We start from the raw sequence: 15,222 nt of genomic DNA, 5'->3' as shown, positions 1-15,222 counted from the left end.
TCCGACGTGCGGCGGAGCGACCGGCCTTTTCCGGCTCTGTCCGCCCCGCCGCCTCCTCTCCCTTCCCGTGTCCGCTGCCACCGCCTCCACCGGGCCGCGGGCACGGGGCGCCTATTCGGCGGCGGCCCGTTGCGCGGGCCGGCCGCCGCCGAGCACCTCCATCGCCGCCTGCACGCCGCCTTTGCGATGCGGCACGCCCGCATCGCCAAGCGCCATCTCCACCCCCGAGAGGGTGCCGCAGAGCATGAGATCGTTGAAATCGCCAAGATGACCGATGCGGAAAACCCGATCGGCCACCTTGCTCAGCCCGTTGCCGAAGGAGATGTCGTACTTCTCGAGCGCCACGGCGCGGAAGCCGTCGGCGGAATGGCCATCCGGCAGCAACACCGCGGTCAGCACGCCAGAGTAATCCTCGGACCGCGCGCAGAGCACCTCGAGCCCCCAGGCCTGCACCGCGGCACACGTCGCCGCGCCATGACGGGCATGGCGCGCAAAGACGTTCTCCAGCCCCTCCTCCTTGAGCATCGCGATCGCCTCGTTCAGGCCGTAGAGCAGGTTGGTCGCGGGGGTGTAGGGGAAGTAGCCCTTGTCGTTCGGCCCCAGCATCTCGTCCCAGGCCCAGTAGGACCGGGTGAGACCCGCCTTGCGCGAAGCGGCGATGGCTTTTTCGCTGACCGCGTTGAAGGACAGCCCCGGCGGCAGCATAAGCCCCTTCTGCGAGCCGGAGACGGCGACGTCGACGCCCCATTCGTCGTGGCGGTAATCGATCGAGCCGAGCCCCGAGATCGTGTCCACTATGAACAGCGCCGGGTGTCCGGCGGCATCGATGGCGCGGCGGATCGCGGCGATGGGCGAGACCGATCCGGTCGAGGTCTCGTTGTGGACCACGCAGACCGCCTTGATCTCGTGGGACCTGTCCTCGCGCAGCCGCGCCTCGATCGCCTCCGGATCGGCGCCGCGGCGCCAGTCGCCCTCGATGAATATGGGCTTCAGGCCGAGTCGCTCGGCCAGCGCCTTCCACAGCGTCGCGAAATGGCCGGTCTCATACATCAGCACCGTGTCTCCGGGCGACAGCGTGTTGACCAGCGCGGCCTCCCAGGCGCCGGTGCCCGAGGAGGGGTAGATGATCACCCGGCTCTCGGTCTTGAACACCCATTTCGCGCCTTCGAGCGCGGCGCGCCCGACATCGGCGAAGGCCGGACCGCGATGGTCCATGGTCGGGTAGTCCATGGCCCGCAGGATACGATCGGGCACGTTCGAAGGCCCGGGGATCTGTAGGAAATGACGGCCAGCAGGCATGGAGAGAGCTCCCTTGAGGTGCGGCCCGGCCGCTCGGCGACCCTGCGGTTCGGGTCCGGGCCAGTCGGTTGACTTGGATTGAATTCTGAATTCATAATTCGAGTCAAGAACGAATATGACCGTAGGGGCCGGGGGATCGACAGGATGCTGCGCGAGGGACTGAGACGCCGGCTGGCCCGGGATTTCGAGGGCGAGCTGCTCTTCGACGCCTTCTCGCGTGGGCGCTACGCGACCGACGCCTCGCATTACCAGATCATGCCGGCCGGGGTGGCGGTGCCCCGAAGCGCCACCGACGTGGCCCGCGCCCTCGACGCGGCGCGCGAGGACGGGCTGCCCGTCACCTTGCGCGGCGGCGGTACCTCGCAATGCGGACAGACGATCAACACCGGGCTGATCCTCGACTGCTCGAAGCATTTCAACCGGATCCTCGAGCTCGACGGGGCGGGGCGCCGCGCGGTGGTCGAGCCGGGCATCGTCCTCGACGAGCTGAACCGTCAGCTCAAGCCGCACGGGCTATGGTTTCCCGTCGATGTCTCGACCGCCTCGCGCGCCACCATCGGCGGCATGGTCGGCAACAATTCCTGCGGCGCGCGTTCGCTGCGCTATGGCACCACCCGCGACAACGTCATCTCGATCAGCGCTCTGCTCGCCGACGGGACCGAGTTCGATTTCGGGCCCGGCACGGGCAACCGCGTGCCCGAAGCGCTGATGCAGCGGCTCTTGGGCCTCGGTGCGCGCGAGGCGGAAGAGATCGAGCGCCGCTTTCCCAAGGTGCAGCGCCGCGTCGGTGGCTACAACATCGACGCGCTGGTCCCGAACGGGCACCCGGTCAACCTCGCCCATCTGCTGGTCGGCTCTGAGGGCACCCTCGCCGTTTCGACCGCGATCGAGATCCGGCTTTCCCCCCTGCCCGCCCAGCAGAAGGTGCAGGGCGTCTGCCATTTCCCGACCTTCCGCGCGGCGATGGAGGCGGCGCAGCATCTGGTCCGGCTCGACCCCACCCAGGTCGAGCTGGTCGATCGCACCATGCTCGGCCTCGCCCGCGACATCCCGGCCTTCGTGCCGACGCTCGACGCCTTCGTGAAGGGCGACCCGGCGGCGCTGCTCTTCGTCGAGTTCGACGACCCCGAGACCAACGCGGAGCGGATCGCCCAGCTGCACGACACCATGTCGGATCTGGGCTACGGCTTCGGCCGCGGCGGGGCACACGAGGGCGGCGTGGTCGAAGTCTGGGATCCCGGTCTGATGGCCGATATCGGGGAGCTGCGCAAATCCGGCCTGAACATCATGATGTCGATGAAGCAGGCCGGCAAACCCGTCTCCTTCGTCGAGGACGCGGCGGTGCCGCTCGAGCACCTGGCCGACTACACGGACCGGCTCACGGAAATATTCCGTAAGCACGGCACCGAGGGCACCTGGTACGCGCATGCCTCGGAGGGCTGCCTCCATGTCCGCCCGGTGCTGAACCTGCGGCTGGAGAAGGACGTGAAGGCGATGCGCGCGATCGCCGAAGAAGCCTTCGACATGGTGCGCGACTATAAGGGATCGCATTCCGGCGAGCATGGCGATGGAATCGTGCGCTCCGAATTCCACGAGAAGATGTTCGGCCCGCGCATGGTGCGCGCCTTCGAAGAGGTAAAGGAGGCCTTTGACCCGGATCGCCGCCTGAACCCGAACAAGATCGTCGAGCCGCCGCGCATGGATGACCGGTCGCTGCTGCGCTACCCCGAGGGCTACCGCTTGGACGATCTCGACACCGGTTTCGACTGGTCGGCCTGGTCCGGCGCCTCGGGAGGGCTGCAGGGCGCGATCGAAATGTGCAACAACAACGGCGCCTGCCGCAAGCTGCAGGGCGGCGTGATGTGCCCGAGTTACCGGGTGACGCGCAACGAGAAGGACGTCACCCGCGGCCGCGCCAACACGCTGCGGCTGGCACTGTCGGGCAAGCTCGGCCGCGACGCGCTGTTCTCCGACGAGATGGCCGAGACGATGAAGCTCTGCGTCGGCTGCAAGGCCTGCCAGCGCGAATGCCCGACCGGCGTCGACATGGCCAAGATGAAGACGGAGGTGCTGCATCAGCGCGGCCAGAAGCTGGGTTTTTCGCTCAAGGATCGGCTGATCGCGGGCCTGCCGCGCCATGCCCGCATCGCCGCCCATGCCGGTCCACTGTTTGCGCTGCGCGAGCGGGTGCCGGCCGTGGCGCGATTGGCTGAGCGGATCACCGGCATTTCGGCCCGGCGCAGCCTGCCGCGCTTCCGCCGCGACGCCTTCCACGAGACCGAGATCGCCGCCGCGCCGCAAGGCGACGCGGGAGAGGTCGTGCTCTTCGCCGACACTTTCAGCCGCTGGATGGAGCCCGAGATCCCGCGCGCCGCGCTCAGAGTGTTGGCCCGTGCCGGCTACACCGTGCACTCGGCGGTGCCCGAAGGGGGACGGCCACTGTGCTGCGGCCGCACCTATCTGGCAGCCGGGATGATCGACCGCGCCCGCGAAGAGGCGCGCCGCACGCTCGCGGCGCTTCTGCCACATGTCGAGGCCGGACGCCCGGTGATCGGGCTCGAGCCGTCCTGCCTGCTGACCCTGCGCGACGAATTCCGGGCGCTGCTGCCCGGCGAGGAAGCCGAGCGCCTGGCCAAGGGCGCGCTGCTCTTCGAGGAATTCGTAGCGCGCGAGACCGCGGCGGGGCGGATGAAGCTGCGCTTCGACGCCTCTGCGACCAAAGCACATGTGCACGGTCACTGCCATCAGAAGGCGGCGGGCGCGATGGGCGAGATGACCCGTGCGCTGGCCGCGATTCCCGGTCTCGACGCCGAAATGATACAATCCTCCTGCTGTGGCATGGCCGGCGCCTTTGGCTACGGCGCGGATACCATCGACGTCTCGCTCGCCATGGGCGAGGCGGATCTGCTGCCCGCGGTGCGCCGCGCCGCGCCCGAGGCGCTGATCATTGCCAACGGCACGTCGTGCAGGCATCAGATCGCCGACGGCACGGGGCGGCGCGCGCTGCACATCGCCGAGGTCTTCGACCGGATGACCTCGGACGAGGAAGGAGATCGGCATGAGAGCGAACCCGCAGCTTCCTGATTCCGAGGAAATGCTGACTCGGCCCGCGCTCGCCGTGCAGGTCGCCGACGCGCTACGCAGGCTGATCTTCGAGGGCGAGTTGAAGGGCGGCGAGAAGATCCGCGAGAAGGAGCTGACCGAGCGGTTCGGCGTCTCGCGAACCCCGCTGCGCGAGGCGATGAAGATCCTCGCCGCGGAGGGGCTGATCGACCTGATCCCGAACCGCGGCGCGGTGGTGGCTCGGCGCAGTGACGACGAGTTGGCAGATGCCTTCCCGATCCTCGCAGCACTCGAAGGGCTCGCGGGCGAGCGGGCCGCCGAGCGCGCGAGCGCCGACGAGATTGCCGAGATCACCCGGCTGACCGCGGCCCTGCGCGCGGCGGTGGAGGCCGGTGATCGGCCGCGCTATTTCGAGATCAACCAGCGGATCCACGCCGCGATCCTCGCCGCCAGCCGCAACGAGACGCTGGCCCGCACCCATGCCACCGTCGCCGGCCAGATCCATCGCGCGCGCTATCAGGCCAACCTGACCCGCAGCCGCTGGGAAAAGGCCTTGGCCGAGCATGAGCGCATTGCGGTGGCGCTCGCAGCGCGCGACGGCGCGAAGCTGGGAAAGCTGCTGCACGACCACATGATGGCCAAGCTCGCCGCGATCCTCGAAGCGCGCCGCAGCGGAACTGCGGGTTGAGCGAGAGGCTCGCGTCCGCTTCGGCAGGAAGCAGCTTTCAACAGAAGCCTTCGTTTAGCGTATGGGAGAGGAGAGTTCCTCGATCCGATTTCAGTCGGTCGCCGAAGGCATAACGTAGCCGCCGACTAACCGGGCGCCAAAAGCGGACGTGGCTGTAATGCTATCTGCCAGCGCCCGCTGCGCCTAACGCTGGGACACCAGTGGACGAGTCAGGCTTAGCTTTCAACGGCAAGACACTGCACATCCAAGTTTTTGGCATTTGTGCGCAAGAGGCAGGGCGCGAAGCTATGCTGTGCTCCAGTTGAAGCATCCCGCCGGGACGCCGGTTCCGCTGACCAGAAGCGCACCGTGGCGAAACAACTGCCACCGGCGCTCCGTAGGAATATCCAGCACCACCACACTAATCTCCGGATCGGCCCAGACGAGGCGGGCGCCAAGTTTTTCCAAAGCCACTTCAATCTCTTCTGGAGCTAAGTTCGCGCGAAACACCACAGTGGTGAAGGGCTGATCCGATGGCGGACGAAGGGCCCAGCCACCCCCGCTGACGCCGAGGAGCGTCAGGAAGATCAGCATGGGAGTCGCCCGACGTAGAGGCGGGCCGCCGTTTCGCCCAAGTATCCACCCGATCGCCAAGGGCAGCAGCCCGAAGGCGATGAACCAGGAAATGTCCCATATCAGAGGCACTTCGCTGTCGATCTTAATGCGATGAATGCCGAGTAGCCAATGCGACAACACGCTGTCGAGGATATGCCAGAGGCCAAAACCGGCGATCAGGGCGCCAAGCAGCATACGACCCTGCATCGCCGCCTGCCGCAGATGCTCGCGCCACAGGCCCCAGAGGCCGATCCCGGCGAGAAGATACATCAGAACATGGAAGTAGCCGTCCCAAAGTACCTGTGCGCGGAGGTCGGTCACCCCGGGGACGAGGCTGAGAAGGTGGTGCCATTGCAGGATCTGGTGCAGGAGGATGCCGTCGAAGAACCCGCCAAGGGCAATGCCCAGCAATAGACCATAGCGGGTCCAGCGCGTCTTCCACATCGGTGATGGTCCTCCTGCCATCCGAACCGCTTTGCTCCCAGCGGGTTCCGAGGCGTTGCCTGCCTAAGTTCGACTGCGCGCTCTGAAAACAGGGATCTGCTTTGAGCCAACCGCTGAAGGCTGCTGTCCGCCAAGCCGACCCTGCCTTGGGAAACGCGGGATCTCATGGATGCCTTCAGCGCGCCGAGGAACGGGTCGCCGAGATGCGGCTCGACTAGGGTATACACTCTGCAGATCGGGGAAGTGTCGACAAACAGGGGGACCGATGCGGGAAGCCCGACAGGACATGGTGGCGCGACAGCTCGCGGCGCGCGGGATCAAGGATGAAGCGGTGCTGCGCGCCATGGGCAAGGTGCCGCGCGAAGCTTTCGTTCCCCCCAAGCTCCGCAGCTTTGCCTATGCCAATCAGCCGCTGCCGATCGGGTCGGGACAGACCATCTCCCAGCCATGGATCGTTGCCCGGATGATCGAGGCCGCCGGGATCGGACCGGGCAGCCGGGTGCTCGAGATCGGCGCCGGATCGGGCTATGCGGCTGCGGTGATGGCGCAGATGGGGGGGCGCGTGCTGGCCATCGAGCGCGACGCGACGCTGGCCGACGCAGCGCGCGACCGCCTTCGCGAACTTGGATACGAGGTGGAACTGCGCTGCGCCGATGGCAGCGGCGGTGCGCCGGAATCCGCCCCTTTCGACGCGATCATCGTTTCTGCCGCCGGGCCGCGCCTGCCCGACCCGCTGCGACGCCAGCTGGCGCCTGGTGGGCGGCTGATCATGCCGGTCGGCAGCCAGTGGGCACAGCGCCTGCTGCGGCTGACCGCGCCCCATCCCGGCGATCCAGATGCCGAATCCGAGGATCTCGGCGGTGTCCGTTTCGTGCCTTTGCTAGGCGCGGAGGGGTGGGACTTTCCGTAGGTTGCGCAGCGCCGGCAACTGAGCGCCTGCTGCGAAGCCATCGCATTCCTACCCCTCCATAGGCAGGGCATGCCCGCCAATCCGCCGGACGAAGCGGACCCGTCTGCCGCTGTCGCGCCGGAAACAGGACCGTTCGGTGCGCACGCCGAAACCAAGCTTTGGGGCGAACGCGCCGGTAGAGGCAGCATCAAGCCGGGCTACTCAGCACCGGCCTCCGCGCCGGCATTCTCCCGCAGCGCCGAAAGCGGGCAGCGCAGCTCCCAGATCAGCCCTTCGGGCGCGTAGCGGATGTCGACCTGCCCCGACATCGACGAGGCGGTGAGCTGGTCGAGCACGGTGGTGCCGAAGCCGGTCCGGTCAGGCGCCGTGACCGGAGGCCCGCCGCTCTCGCGCCAGCTCATGCAAAAGCTTTCGGCCTCGACCGCCCATGAGATCTCGACCCGCCCGGCCTCGTTGCTGAGGCTGCCGTATTTCGCGGCGTTGGTCGCAAGCTCGTGCAGCGCCATGCCCAGCGTCTGCGCCGCGGCGGGCGGCACCATGACACTCGGGCCGGAGGTCTCGACCCGGTGGCCGACCGCTTCGAAATGCTGGAGCTGGCCGCGCACGAGATCGATCAGCTCGACGCGCTGCCACTGGTTGTTGACGAGGATGTCCTGGTTCGCCGCCAGTGCCTGCAGCCGCCGGCCGAAGGTTTCGGCGAAATGCTGCGGCGTGCGCGCCGCCGTCTGGCGCGCGATCACCTGGACGATGGCCAAGAGGTTCTTGCTGCGGTGGCTGACCTCGCGCATCAGCATCTGGCGCACCGCCTCCGAGCGCTTGCGCTCGGTGATGTCCTGAATGACCTTGATGAGGTAGTCGATCCGACCGTCCGGTCGGCGGACGCAGCTCACCGTGGTATGGCCCCAGACCGCGTGGCCTTCCTTATGGAGATAGCGCTTCTCGAGATCGTATTCATCGGCCTCGCCGGAGACGAGCCGGCCCCACGCCGCGTCGCCCATGGCGCGATCCGCGGGATGTGTGAACTCCTCGAGACGGTGGTCCTCCATCTCCGTGACCTCGCGGCCGAGCATCCGTGCCAGGCTGTCATTGACGCGCAGCAGCGCGCCGTCCCCGCTCACGATGCTGATGCCGACGCCGGCGTTCTGGAAGGTCGCCTTGAAGCGCTGCTCGGCGGCCTCGATGGCGCGGGTCCGCTCCGCCACCCGGGCCTCCAGATCGTCATTGATGCGTGCCAGATCCGAGAGCGCCTGCCGCTGCTGGCGGATGATGGCCGCGACGATGAGGCCGGTCGAGGCGGCGACGAGGATCAGGACCTGCAGCTTGGTGTGCAGCAGGGCGATGCCAGCATCCGATAGCGGCGCGTGATGAAAGCTCTGCGCATGCACGCCCATCGCCAGCGTCAGCACCAGAACCGCCAGCGCCGCGCCGCGAAACTCGAAGCGCAGCGCCGCCCAGAGGACCGGCACCGGCAGCAGGAAGGCGAAGACGGCGCCGTTCGATAGCACCCACAGGCTCAGCCCCGCCAGCACCACCGCGATGGCCGCGCCTTCGGCCACCTGCGCCATATTGGGCCAGGCCCTGTCGCGCCAGGCATTGGCGACCGAGATGACCAGCGGGGTGGAGATCAGGGTGCCGGTCGCATCGCCGAGCCACCAGGCGGGCCAGGTCTCGATGAAACCGTTCCCGCCGGAAATCGCCACGACCGCACTGCCCAGCGTCGCGCTGATGACCGGCGCGCCCAGCACGCCGATGGCGAGAAAGGCCAGCACCTGTCGCAGCGTGGCAAAGCGACGGAACGAGGCCGTCAGGTCCGAGGCGAGAAGAAGCGCGGCCGCGACGACCGCCGCCGCGTTCGCGAGGATATACCCCAGCGCCCAGATCACCTGGTTCTGGTACCACAGCGCGTTGCCCGTCAGCTCGCCCAGGGCGCCTAGCCCGAGCCACCAGCCCCAGCTGCGCCGCGGCTGCGTGAGCAGCATGGCGAGGACGACACCATTCGGCGGCCAGACGGTGATCGGCATGTCCGGGATCACGATCATCCAGCGCCCGAAGGCGGCGGCGAGCATGTAGGTGAGGAAGAAGACCACCAGCTTGGTGGCGCCGGGCGTCCCCGAAGACAGGCCGAACCTCATCGGCAGCGTCTCGCCGCGCCGAGCGGGACCGTTCGGTGTGTCGGTAGCGGACGCCATGCGATCTCACTCTCCTCGGGAAAGAAACCGATACACGGGGCACGAGACAATTGCGATCCGGTTTTACCCGACCGGCCGGGAACGGCCAATGCGGCGACAGGGGCTGGCCGGGATCGCCACGCTTCCTTCTTAGGGCCAGTAATCGGATCGCGGAAGACCCGAACTATGGCCTGAACCTGAGCCGTCTGCGTAAGTTGGAACGGCGATGACCCAGTTCGTTCAGCCCCGCCTCGTGAACCCGCCCGACGGCGATCCCAGCGTCTATCTCGACTTTCGCTTCGGTCGGCGGGCCATGCTCTTTGATCTGGGCGACCTCGAGCCGCTCACCCCGCGTGAACTGCTGCGGGTCAGCCATGTCTTCATTTCGCATGCGCATATGGATCATGTCGCGGGTTTCGACCGGCTGTTGCGGCTGCGGCTGCACCGACCGCGCCCGCTCGCCATCATTGGGCCGGAGGGGATCCTGCGCCAGACCGAGAGCCGTCTTGGCGCCTTCACCTGGAACCTGCTCGACGCGAGCTCGGTCGATTTCCGGCTGACGGTGCGGGAGTTCGACGGCCAGCGCCTTTCAGCCGCAGCCGAGTTCCGGGCCCGCGAGGCCTTCCGCCGCCGTGACCTGCCTCCCACCGAACTCGGTTCGGGCATGGTGCTCGATGAGCCTGACTTCACGGTCGAGGCCACGGCCCTCGACCACCGGGTGCCCTCGCTCGCCTTCGCGCTGCAGGAGCGGCTGCGCGTGAATGTCTGGCGCAGCGCGCTCGAGGCGCGCGGCCTGCCCGTGGGCCCGTGGATCGACGCCGCGAAGACGGCGAGCCGTGCCGGGGCGGCCGATGACCGCTGCATCGAGATCCCGGGCCACGGATCGGTGCCGCTCGGCGATCTAAAAGGAAGCGTCCTGCAGGTCGGCTCAGGGCAGCGCGTGGCCTATGTCACCGACACCGCCGACACCGCCGACAACCGCGACCGGATCGTCGCGCTGGCCCGGGATGCCGATCACCTATTCATAGAGGCGGTCTTTCTGGAAGAGGACCGCGACCTCGCCACCGCCACGGCGCATCTTACCGCCCGTGCCGCGGGCGAGGTCGCGCGGGCCGCCGGGGCCCGACACGTGACCGGCTTCCACCACTCGGCCCGCTATGCCGACCGGCTCGGCATCGTCGCCGCCGAACTCGCCGCCGCGGCGGACCCCGGGAGTGTGGCTCCGGAAGGGAAAGCTTCCACCGGAGGGGAGGCGGAGCCGCATTGGCTTAGGCGCTGGCGCAAGCAGGGGCTTTCGACCGAGGCGGCGCTCGCGCGCTTTGACGGGCTGCCCCCTGTCACCCCCGAAGAACTCATCGGCGATTGGCGCGGGGCGGAGCTTTCGACCGGACACCCGCTCGACGGCCTGCTCGAAACCCTCGGCTGGCGCGGCAAGCGCTTCGAGAGCGCGGACAATGTCGACCCTCTGATCTTCGAGCCCGGGATCGCGCTCGACCCCGCGCGGATGCCGCTCGGGCTGGCGCTGCGCTTTCCCCGCCTCGCCCGGAGCCGTCCGGCCCAGGCAGGCTTTGCGCTGCTGCGCAGCGCGTTGCGGGCCAATGGCCCGGCGGCGCGCCTCGCGCCGGTCCGGTTTCGCGGTCATGTCGGCGCGGCGATGATCTATGACCGCCAGCCGATCATCGATCATTTCCGCCGCATCGACGAGACGCGTCTGCTCGGACTGATGCAGGCGCGATCCTCGCCGCCCTATTTCTTCCTGCTGACAATCGAGGATGATGGCGCGAAAGCCCGCGCTGCCGATCATGTGTCACCAGATGCATGCACAGGCAGGGGACTGCCGCATCGACGCGGCAGCCCCCTGCCTCCGTCTCAGTAGATCTCGGCCGTCGATTGACCGAGCGCCGTCGCGCCCGCGAAGGCCGACTGTACTTCCTTCTGGAGCGGGTGGTAGCGCGCCGCCTGAATGTCGCGGAACAGGCGCTCCAACTCCGCCTTGCGGTAGAAGCCGGCACCGCCGGCCAGCTCCATGGCCAGTTCGACCGTGCGGATCGCGTTCTCCTCGACCAGCCGGCGGCCGATCATCGTCTGGTTGACGGTCTCAGCCGAGGGCACGTTCAGCTCGGCGGTCTCGACCATATGCCGATGCGCCATCCTTGCTGTGGCGAGCGCGGTCTCCATCCGGCCCGCGCGGTCGCGCGACAACGCCGAGGCCGGGCGTCGCGCGGCGATCTCGATCGCCAGATCGCGGGCGCGTTCGGCCACGCCGAGATAGGCCGCGTAGATCAGCGGAAAGGCGACCGTGGCGAGGATGAAGAAGACCGGATGCCACTGGCCCTGCGGCCGCTTCACCGCGACCTTCTCCTGCGGCACGAACAGCCTGTCGATCATCACGTCGTGGCTGCCCGTGCCGCGCATGCCCAGCGTGTGCCAAGTGTCGAGGATCGAAACCTCCGCCGCGCCCATTGGGCAGGGGAAATGGATGATCGTTCCGCCCTCTTCGGGCGAGATCGCGCTGGTCATCAACAGCTGCCCGGCCGGAGCGCCCGAGACGAACATCTTGCGCGCCGTCACCCTGTAGCCGCCCTCGACCGGCTCGGCCTTACCCGAACCGCCGATCCAGTCGCCGCCGCCCGAGGACAGCAGCACCAGTTTCTCGGCGGCGATCCGGCGCAGCAACGGCTCGGTCTTGTCCCGGGTCTGTGGCTGGTGGTGCCAGCGCCATGCCGGAAAGGCGACCTGGTGGCTGTGCATCGACAGCGCGAGCGCCGTGGAGGAGCAGCCATGCGCCAACTCGCGCAGCATCCCGCACAGCGCCCGGATATCGGCGCCGCCGCCGCCAAGCTCGGCCGGCACGCCGGCATCGAGCAGCCCGGCTGCCCGCGCCCGGTCGTAGCTTTCCGCGACGAAGCTGTCCTCCGCGTCGCGGGCTGCGGCCTCTGCCGCGCAGGTTCGGGCCAAGGCACGCGCCGCCGGTTTCAGGTCACGGGCCTCGGCCCGCTCGATATGCTGAATCTCTCCCATCGTCTCGCTCCCTTTCATTGGATGCACCGGGAGCCTGCGCCCGGAGGGACGAGTCGGAAAAGTTCAGAAACTGGAGCTTGTCTGCTATGCTCTGCGGCTAGGGAGGCTCTCGTGGAAATCAGGAATCTCTACGGCCAGTTCTGCCCTGTCTCCATGGCGTCGGAAGTGATTTGCACCCGCTGGACGCCGCTGGTGATGCGCGAATTGCTCTGCGGCTCGACCCGGTTCAACGATATTCGCCGCGGCGTGCCCCGCATGTCGCCGACGCTGTTGTCCAAGCGGCTCAAGGAGTTGGAGCTGGCCGGGGTGGTGCGGACGGAGGTCTCGCCGCGCGGCACGCAGGAGTACCACCTGACAGAGGCTGGGGAGGAGTTGCGGCCGCTGATCGTCGGGCTCGGGAACTGGGGTCAGCGCTGGATCGAGTCGCGGCTGTCGTTGCGCAACCTCGATCCGTCGCTGCTCATGTGGGACATCCGGCGCAACTTTAACCCTGAACCGAGGCCGGAGAGCCGCTGTACGATCCAGTTTCTGTACCCCGGATTGCCGCAGGCCGTGCGCGATTGGTGGCTGGTGATCGACGGCGACGGCACCGATCTGTGCCGGGTCGATCCGGGCTTCGAGATCGACGTGCTGATCACGGCGGATCTGCGCGCCATGACCTCGGTCTGGATGGGCGTGACGCGCTTCGTCGACGAGATCGAAACCGGCGCGATCCGGCTGGACGCATCGCCGATGCTGCAGCGGCAGGTGAAGGCATGGATGACACTCAGCGTCTTTGCGCCGCTGGAGCGCATGGTCGAGTGAGAGCGAGGGAACGACCACTTCGGCACCTGCATGCGTCGGCAACGCCCTCATCATCACGACGACGGTGTCCGAAGAGGTAGGCCAAGTCTAAGCGTTATCGGGCATTCGAGTCGTGATGCCCTCTTTCGAAGGCCGCTGACCTGCCGTGTATCAGCTACGGATGCGCTCCCGACCTAGGAAATCCAATCTGCCGAAATCGTCAGGCGTTCAGCGCACCTCCCCGGGATGTCTCATCCCGGAACAACCTGTGGTGGAAAATGGGTTCGTTATACCATTTCCTACACAACAGACCAAGTCGAGCTTCAAAACAGGATGCCGCCTACCTCCCCTAACCTGCCCTTTTCGACCACCATCTTTCCAGGGGTAATCTTCTCGAGCGATGGCAACGCATTGCTGCTCATCGCATCAGCTATCCTGTGCCACCAGCTTTTCGAAGGCATCGGCTGAGACGACCGCCCGAACAGCCTCTTCGAAGCCGGTGAGAAATACCGGGATCGGGATCTCGCCATCAGTTGCATGAAACACCCTGATGGACGCGGTCTGGCCGCGCAGCATCTCGCTTATCAGGTTCGACCCGAAATTTCCTTCGATCAAACATCCCCGCCTGGTGCAACGCGACCAAGGAAGGTCGATCGAATAGTCGTCGCCGATCTGCAGGCGCGCCGGTTGTCTAAGATCCACGTTGAGGGGCAGGGCGATCTGTGCGTCGAAACTGCCGACCTCTTCCTTCCAATGCAGAGCCACTGCCAGGGCAGCCACCTGCGGATCCTGGGTCAGAATGCGTTGGTAGAGCTGGCAACCGGCTTCCTCGGCGGGAGAGCATTCGACAACCCAGTCCCCGAATTCCCGACGCTCGTACTGTGCCGCTTGCGCACTGGTCTCCCGGACCTGGATGACGGCGCCTGCCACGAGGGCGAGCATCGCGGCGAAACACGGTCTAAACATCATCTGCCGCTGCCTGCTCGGCGCGAACCGTCGCCAAGATCTGCGCCGGAGAACCGGCGGACTGTGCCTTTCTCAGTCGATAAAGGGACACCAGCTCGTTCTGGTAGGCCGGATCCGAGAAGGACCAGAGCCCGTCTTCCGCGCCCTCCACGATCAGCGCGAACACCGCCAGCTCGATCGCCTGCCGGACGGCGAGACCCGTGGGCTCGTTCTGGGAAAAGCCAGATTCTGCCTCGAGGATCTGGTCCGTCGCGACATAGCGGAAGATCGACCCCTGCTGCATGAAGGAGTAGATGAACTTCTCGGTCTGCACCGAGCTCAGCACCTCACCGGTGGAGACGCTGACGGCCCGCAGGGCGACCGCCACGCGATCGCGCCGATACTCGTGCGAGCCGCCGATACCGAGAATCCGGGCCCCTGCCCCCCCGGTGAGCACGTTGCTTTCATAATCGACGATGCCGCCTTCGAGCATGATCCCGGCAAAACGCAGGGGCGGCAGCTGTGGCGACGGCGTGCCAAGATAGTTCTGGTTGGTCTGCTCGATGAGCTGCCGCTCGGTCAGGAGGTTCTGAAGCCCGACCCGCTCGACGACGTTGAACCACTTGCCTGCCCCGGCCTCGGTCAGGACGTCGATCAGGATGGCGGCGTTCCCCTGAGACACGGCCCGCGAGAAGCTGGAGAAATTGTCCTGCGCCTCGTTCTTCCCCGTCTCATCAGCGTATTTGTAGACCGCGACGTCGATCTTCTTGGTCGGGGCTGGGAGCGCGATCAGGGAAGCGCCCACTCTCGAGGTAGGGGAAAAGCCCGGATCGGTCGCGTTCGGATCGCGGGAGGTCCCGGCCGAATCCAGATCCGACACCGCGCAGCCCGCGAGGCTGAAGGAAACACACGCGGCGGCAAGCAGCTGCCAGCCACGCAGACGCATAATTAAATTCATCTTACACTGTCCTTGGGCCCATGCCGCCTTGAGGCGATCTATTCGGTGGGCGTATCTGATGGAGTCTGGCCTCCGCCCCCCACACCGCCCAGATCGATCGTGATGGGAGGAAAGTTGATGGCCGGCGCGCCGCCCCCTCCTCCACCGCTCTGTTCGGGCTGATGCTGGTTCTGAATTTGCGCTAGGCCGATGAAATAATCGAAATTGTTCGGGTTCCCCCCGAAAGCGGGGATCGTCGGCTGATAAATCAGGTTCCCGGCGGACACAGGCAGGGCCAGGCCCGTCGCCGCAATGGCCACCGCGAGAGTCCGCATGACGTATCTCATATATTCCCCCACGCTGATATCCC

General features: G+C 66.9%; 12 protein-coding genes. 5 read left to right on the top strand and 7 right to left on the bottom strand.

The genetic code is table 11. The annotated features are described in order from the left end of the window. Positions 1 to 111: 111 nt before the first annotated feature. The gene (locus tag T8T21_RS15970) at positions 112 to 1,299 is read right to left on the bottom strand and encodes a pyridoxal-phosphate-dependent aminotransferase family protein (RefSeq protein WP_322337679.1); all 1,188 of its coding nucleotides are present in this window, start codon (positions 1,297 to 1,299) and stop codon (positions 112 to 114) included. Positions 1,300 to 1,443: 144 nt separating this feature from the next. On the opposite strand from T8T21_RS15970, the gene T8T21_RS15965 reads away from it, so the two are divergent. Continuing rightward, positions 1,444 to 4,383 carry an FAD-binding and (Fe-S)-binding domain-containing protein gene (locus T8T21_RS15965; RefSeq protein WP_322337678.1) on the top strand — a complete coding sequence of 980 codons (2,940 nt, stop codon included), beginning with the start codon at positions 1,444 to 1,446 and terminating at the stop codon, positions 4,381 to 4,383. Next, entirely contained in the window at positions 4,358 to 5,050 is a 693-nt protein-coding gene (locus T8T21_RS15960; RefSeq protein ID WP_322337677.1) for a GntR family transcriptional regulator, read from the top strand. The genes T8T21_RS15965 and T8T21_RS15960 overlap by 26 nt, the downstream gene beginning before the upstream one ends. 285 nt (positions 5,051 to 5,335) lie before the next feature. Here the strand turns inward: T8T21_RS15960 and T8T21_RS15955 are convergent, their stop codons facing one another. Beyond that, entirely contained in the window at positions 5,336 to 6,088 is a 753-nt protein-coding gene (locus T8T21_RS15955; RefSeq protein WP_322337676.1) for a DUF2243 domain-containing protein, read from the bottom strand. A 265-nt stretch (positions 6,089 to 6,353) separates the two neighbouring features. Here T8T21_RS15955 and T8T21_RS15950 point away from each other — a divergent pair, with 265 nt between their 5' ends. Continuing rightward, on the top strand, positions 6,354 to 6,998 hold the full coding sequence (locus tag T8T21_RS15950; protein ID WP_322337675.1) for a protein-L-isoaspartate(D-aspartate) O-methyltransferase: 645 nt from the start codon (positions 6,354 to 6,356) through the stop codon (positions 6,996 to 6,998). Between the two features lie 197 nt (positions 6,999 to 7,195). Here T8T21_RS15950 and T8T21_RS15945 read toward each other — a convergent pair whose 3' ends face one another. Next, positions 7,196 to 9,187: an MASE1 domain-containing protein gene (locus T8T21_RS15945; RefSeq protein ID WP_322337674.1), complete on the bottom strand. Its 1,992-nt coding sequence runs from the start codon at positions 9,185 to 9,187 to the stop codon at positions 7,196 to 7,198. Positions 9,188 to 9,392: 205 nt separating this feature from the next. Here T8T21_RS15945 and T8T21_RS15940 point away from each other — a divergent pair, with 205 nt between their 5' ends. Continuing rightward, the gene (locus T8T21_RS15940; RefSeq protein ID WP_322337673.1) at positions 9,393 to 11,042 is read left to right on the top strand and encodes a GXWXG domain-containing protein; all 1,650 of its coding nucleotides are present in this window, start codon (positions 9,393 to 9,395) and stop codon (positions 11,040 to 11,042) included. On the opposite strand, the gene T8T21_RS15935 is transcribed toward T8T21_RS15940, so the two are convergent. Further along, positions 11,036 to 12,187, bottom strand: a complete 1,152-nt coding sequence (locus T8T21_RS15935) for an acyl-CoA dehydrogenase family protein (RefSeq protein ID WP_322337672.1) — start codon at positions 12,185 to 12,187, stop codon at positions 11,036 to 11,038. The two genes, T8T21_RS15940 and T8T21_RS15935, sit on opposite strands and share 7 nt — an antisense overlap. 153 nt (positions 12,188 to 12,340) lie before the next feature. On the opposite strand from T8T21_RS15935, the gene T8T21_RS15930 reads away from it, so the two are divergent. Continuing rightward, positions 12,341 to 12,991: a winged helix-turn-helix transcriptional regulator gene (locus tag T8T21_RS15930; RefSeq protein WP_322337775.1), complete on the top strand. Its 651-nt coding sequence runs from the start codon at positions 12,341 to 12,343 to the stop codon at positions 12,989 to 12,991. Positions 12,992 to 13,396: 405 nt separating this feature from the next. Here the strand turns inward: T8T21_RS15930 and T8T21_RS15925 are convergent, their stop codons facing one another. Genes T8T21_RS15925 through T8T21_RS15915 form a run of 3 tightly spaced genes read right to left on the bottom strand, consistent with a single transcriptional unit; the run spans position 13,397 to position 15,187 of the window. Continuing rightward, the gene (locus T8T21_RS15925) at positions 13,397 to 13,912 is read right to left on the bottom strand and encodes an invasion associated locus B family protein (protein ID WP_322337671.1); all 516 of its coding nucleotides are present in this window, start codon (positions 13,910 to 13,912) and stop codon (positions 13,397 to 13,399) included. Positions 13,913 to 13,928: 16 nt separating this feature from the next. Next, on the bottom strand, positions 13,929 to 14,873 hold the full coding sequence (locus T8T21_RS15920) for a CsgG/HfaB family protein (RefSeq protein WP_322337670.1): 945 nt from the start codon (positions 14,871 to 14,873) through the stop codon (positions 13,929 to 13,931). A 38-nt stretch (positions 14,874 to 14,911) separates the two neighbouring features. Further along, complete coding sequence (locus T8T21_RS15915) at positions 14,912 to 15,187, bottom strand: curli assembly protein CsgF (RefSeq protein WP_322337669.1); 276 nt, start codon at positions 15,185 to 15,187, stop codon at positions 14,912 to 14,914. Between the last annotated feature and the right edge of the window lie 35 nt (positions 15,188 to 15,222).

The organism is Limimaricola variabilis (genome assembly GCF_034371605.1).
Classification (GTDB): domain Bacteria; phylum Pseudomonadota; class Alphaproteobacteria; order Rhodobacterales; family Rhodobacteraceae; genus Limimaricola; species Limimaricola variabilis.
Note: the sequence above shows the minus strand (reverse complement) of the source record. Positions and strands in the feature narration are given on the sequence as shown.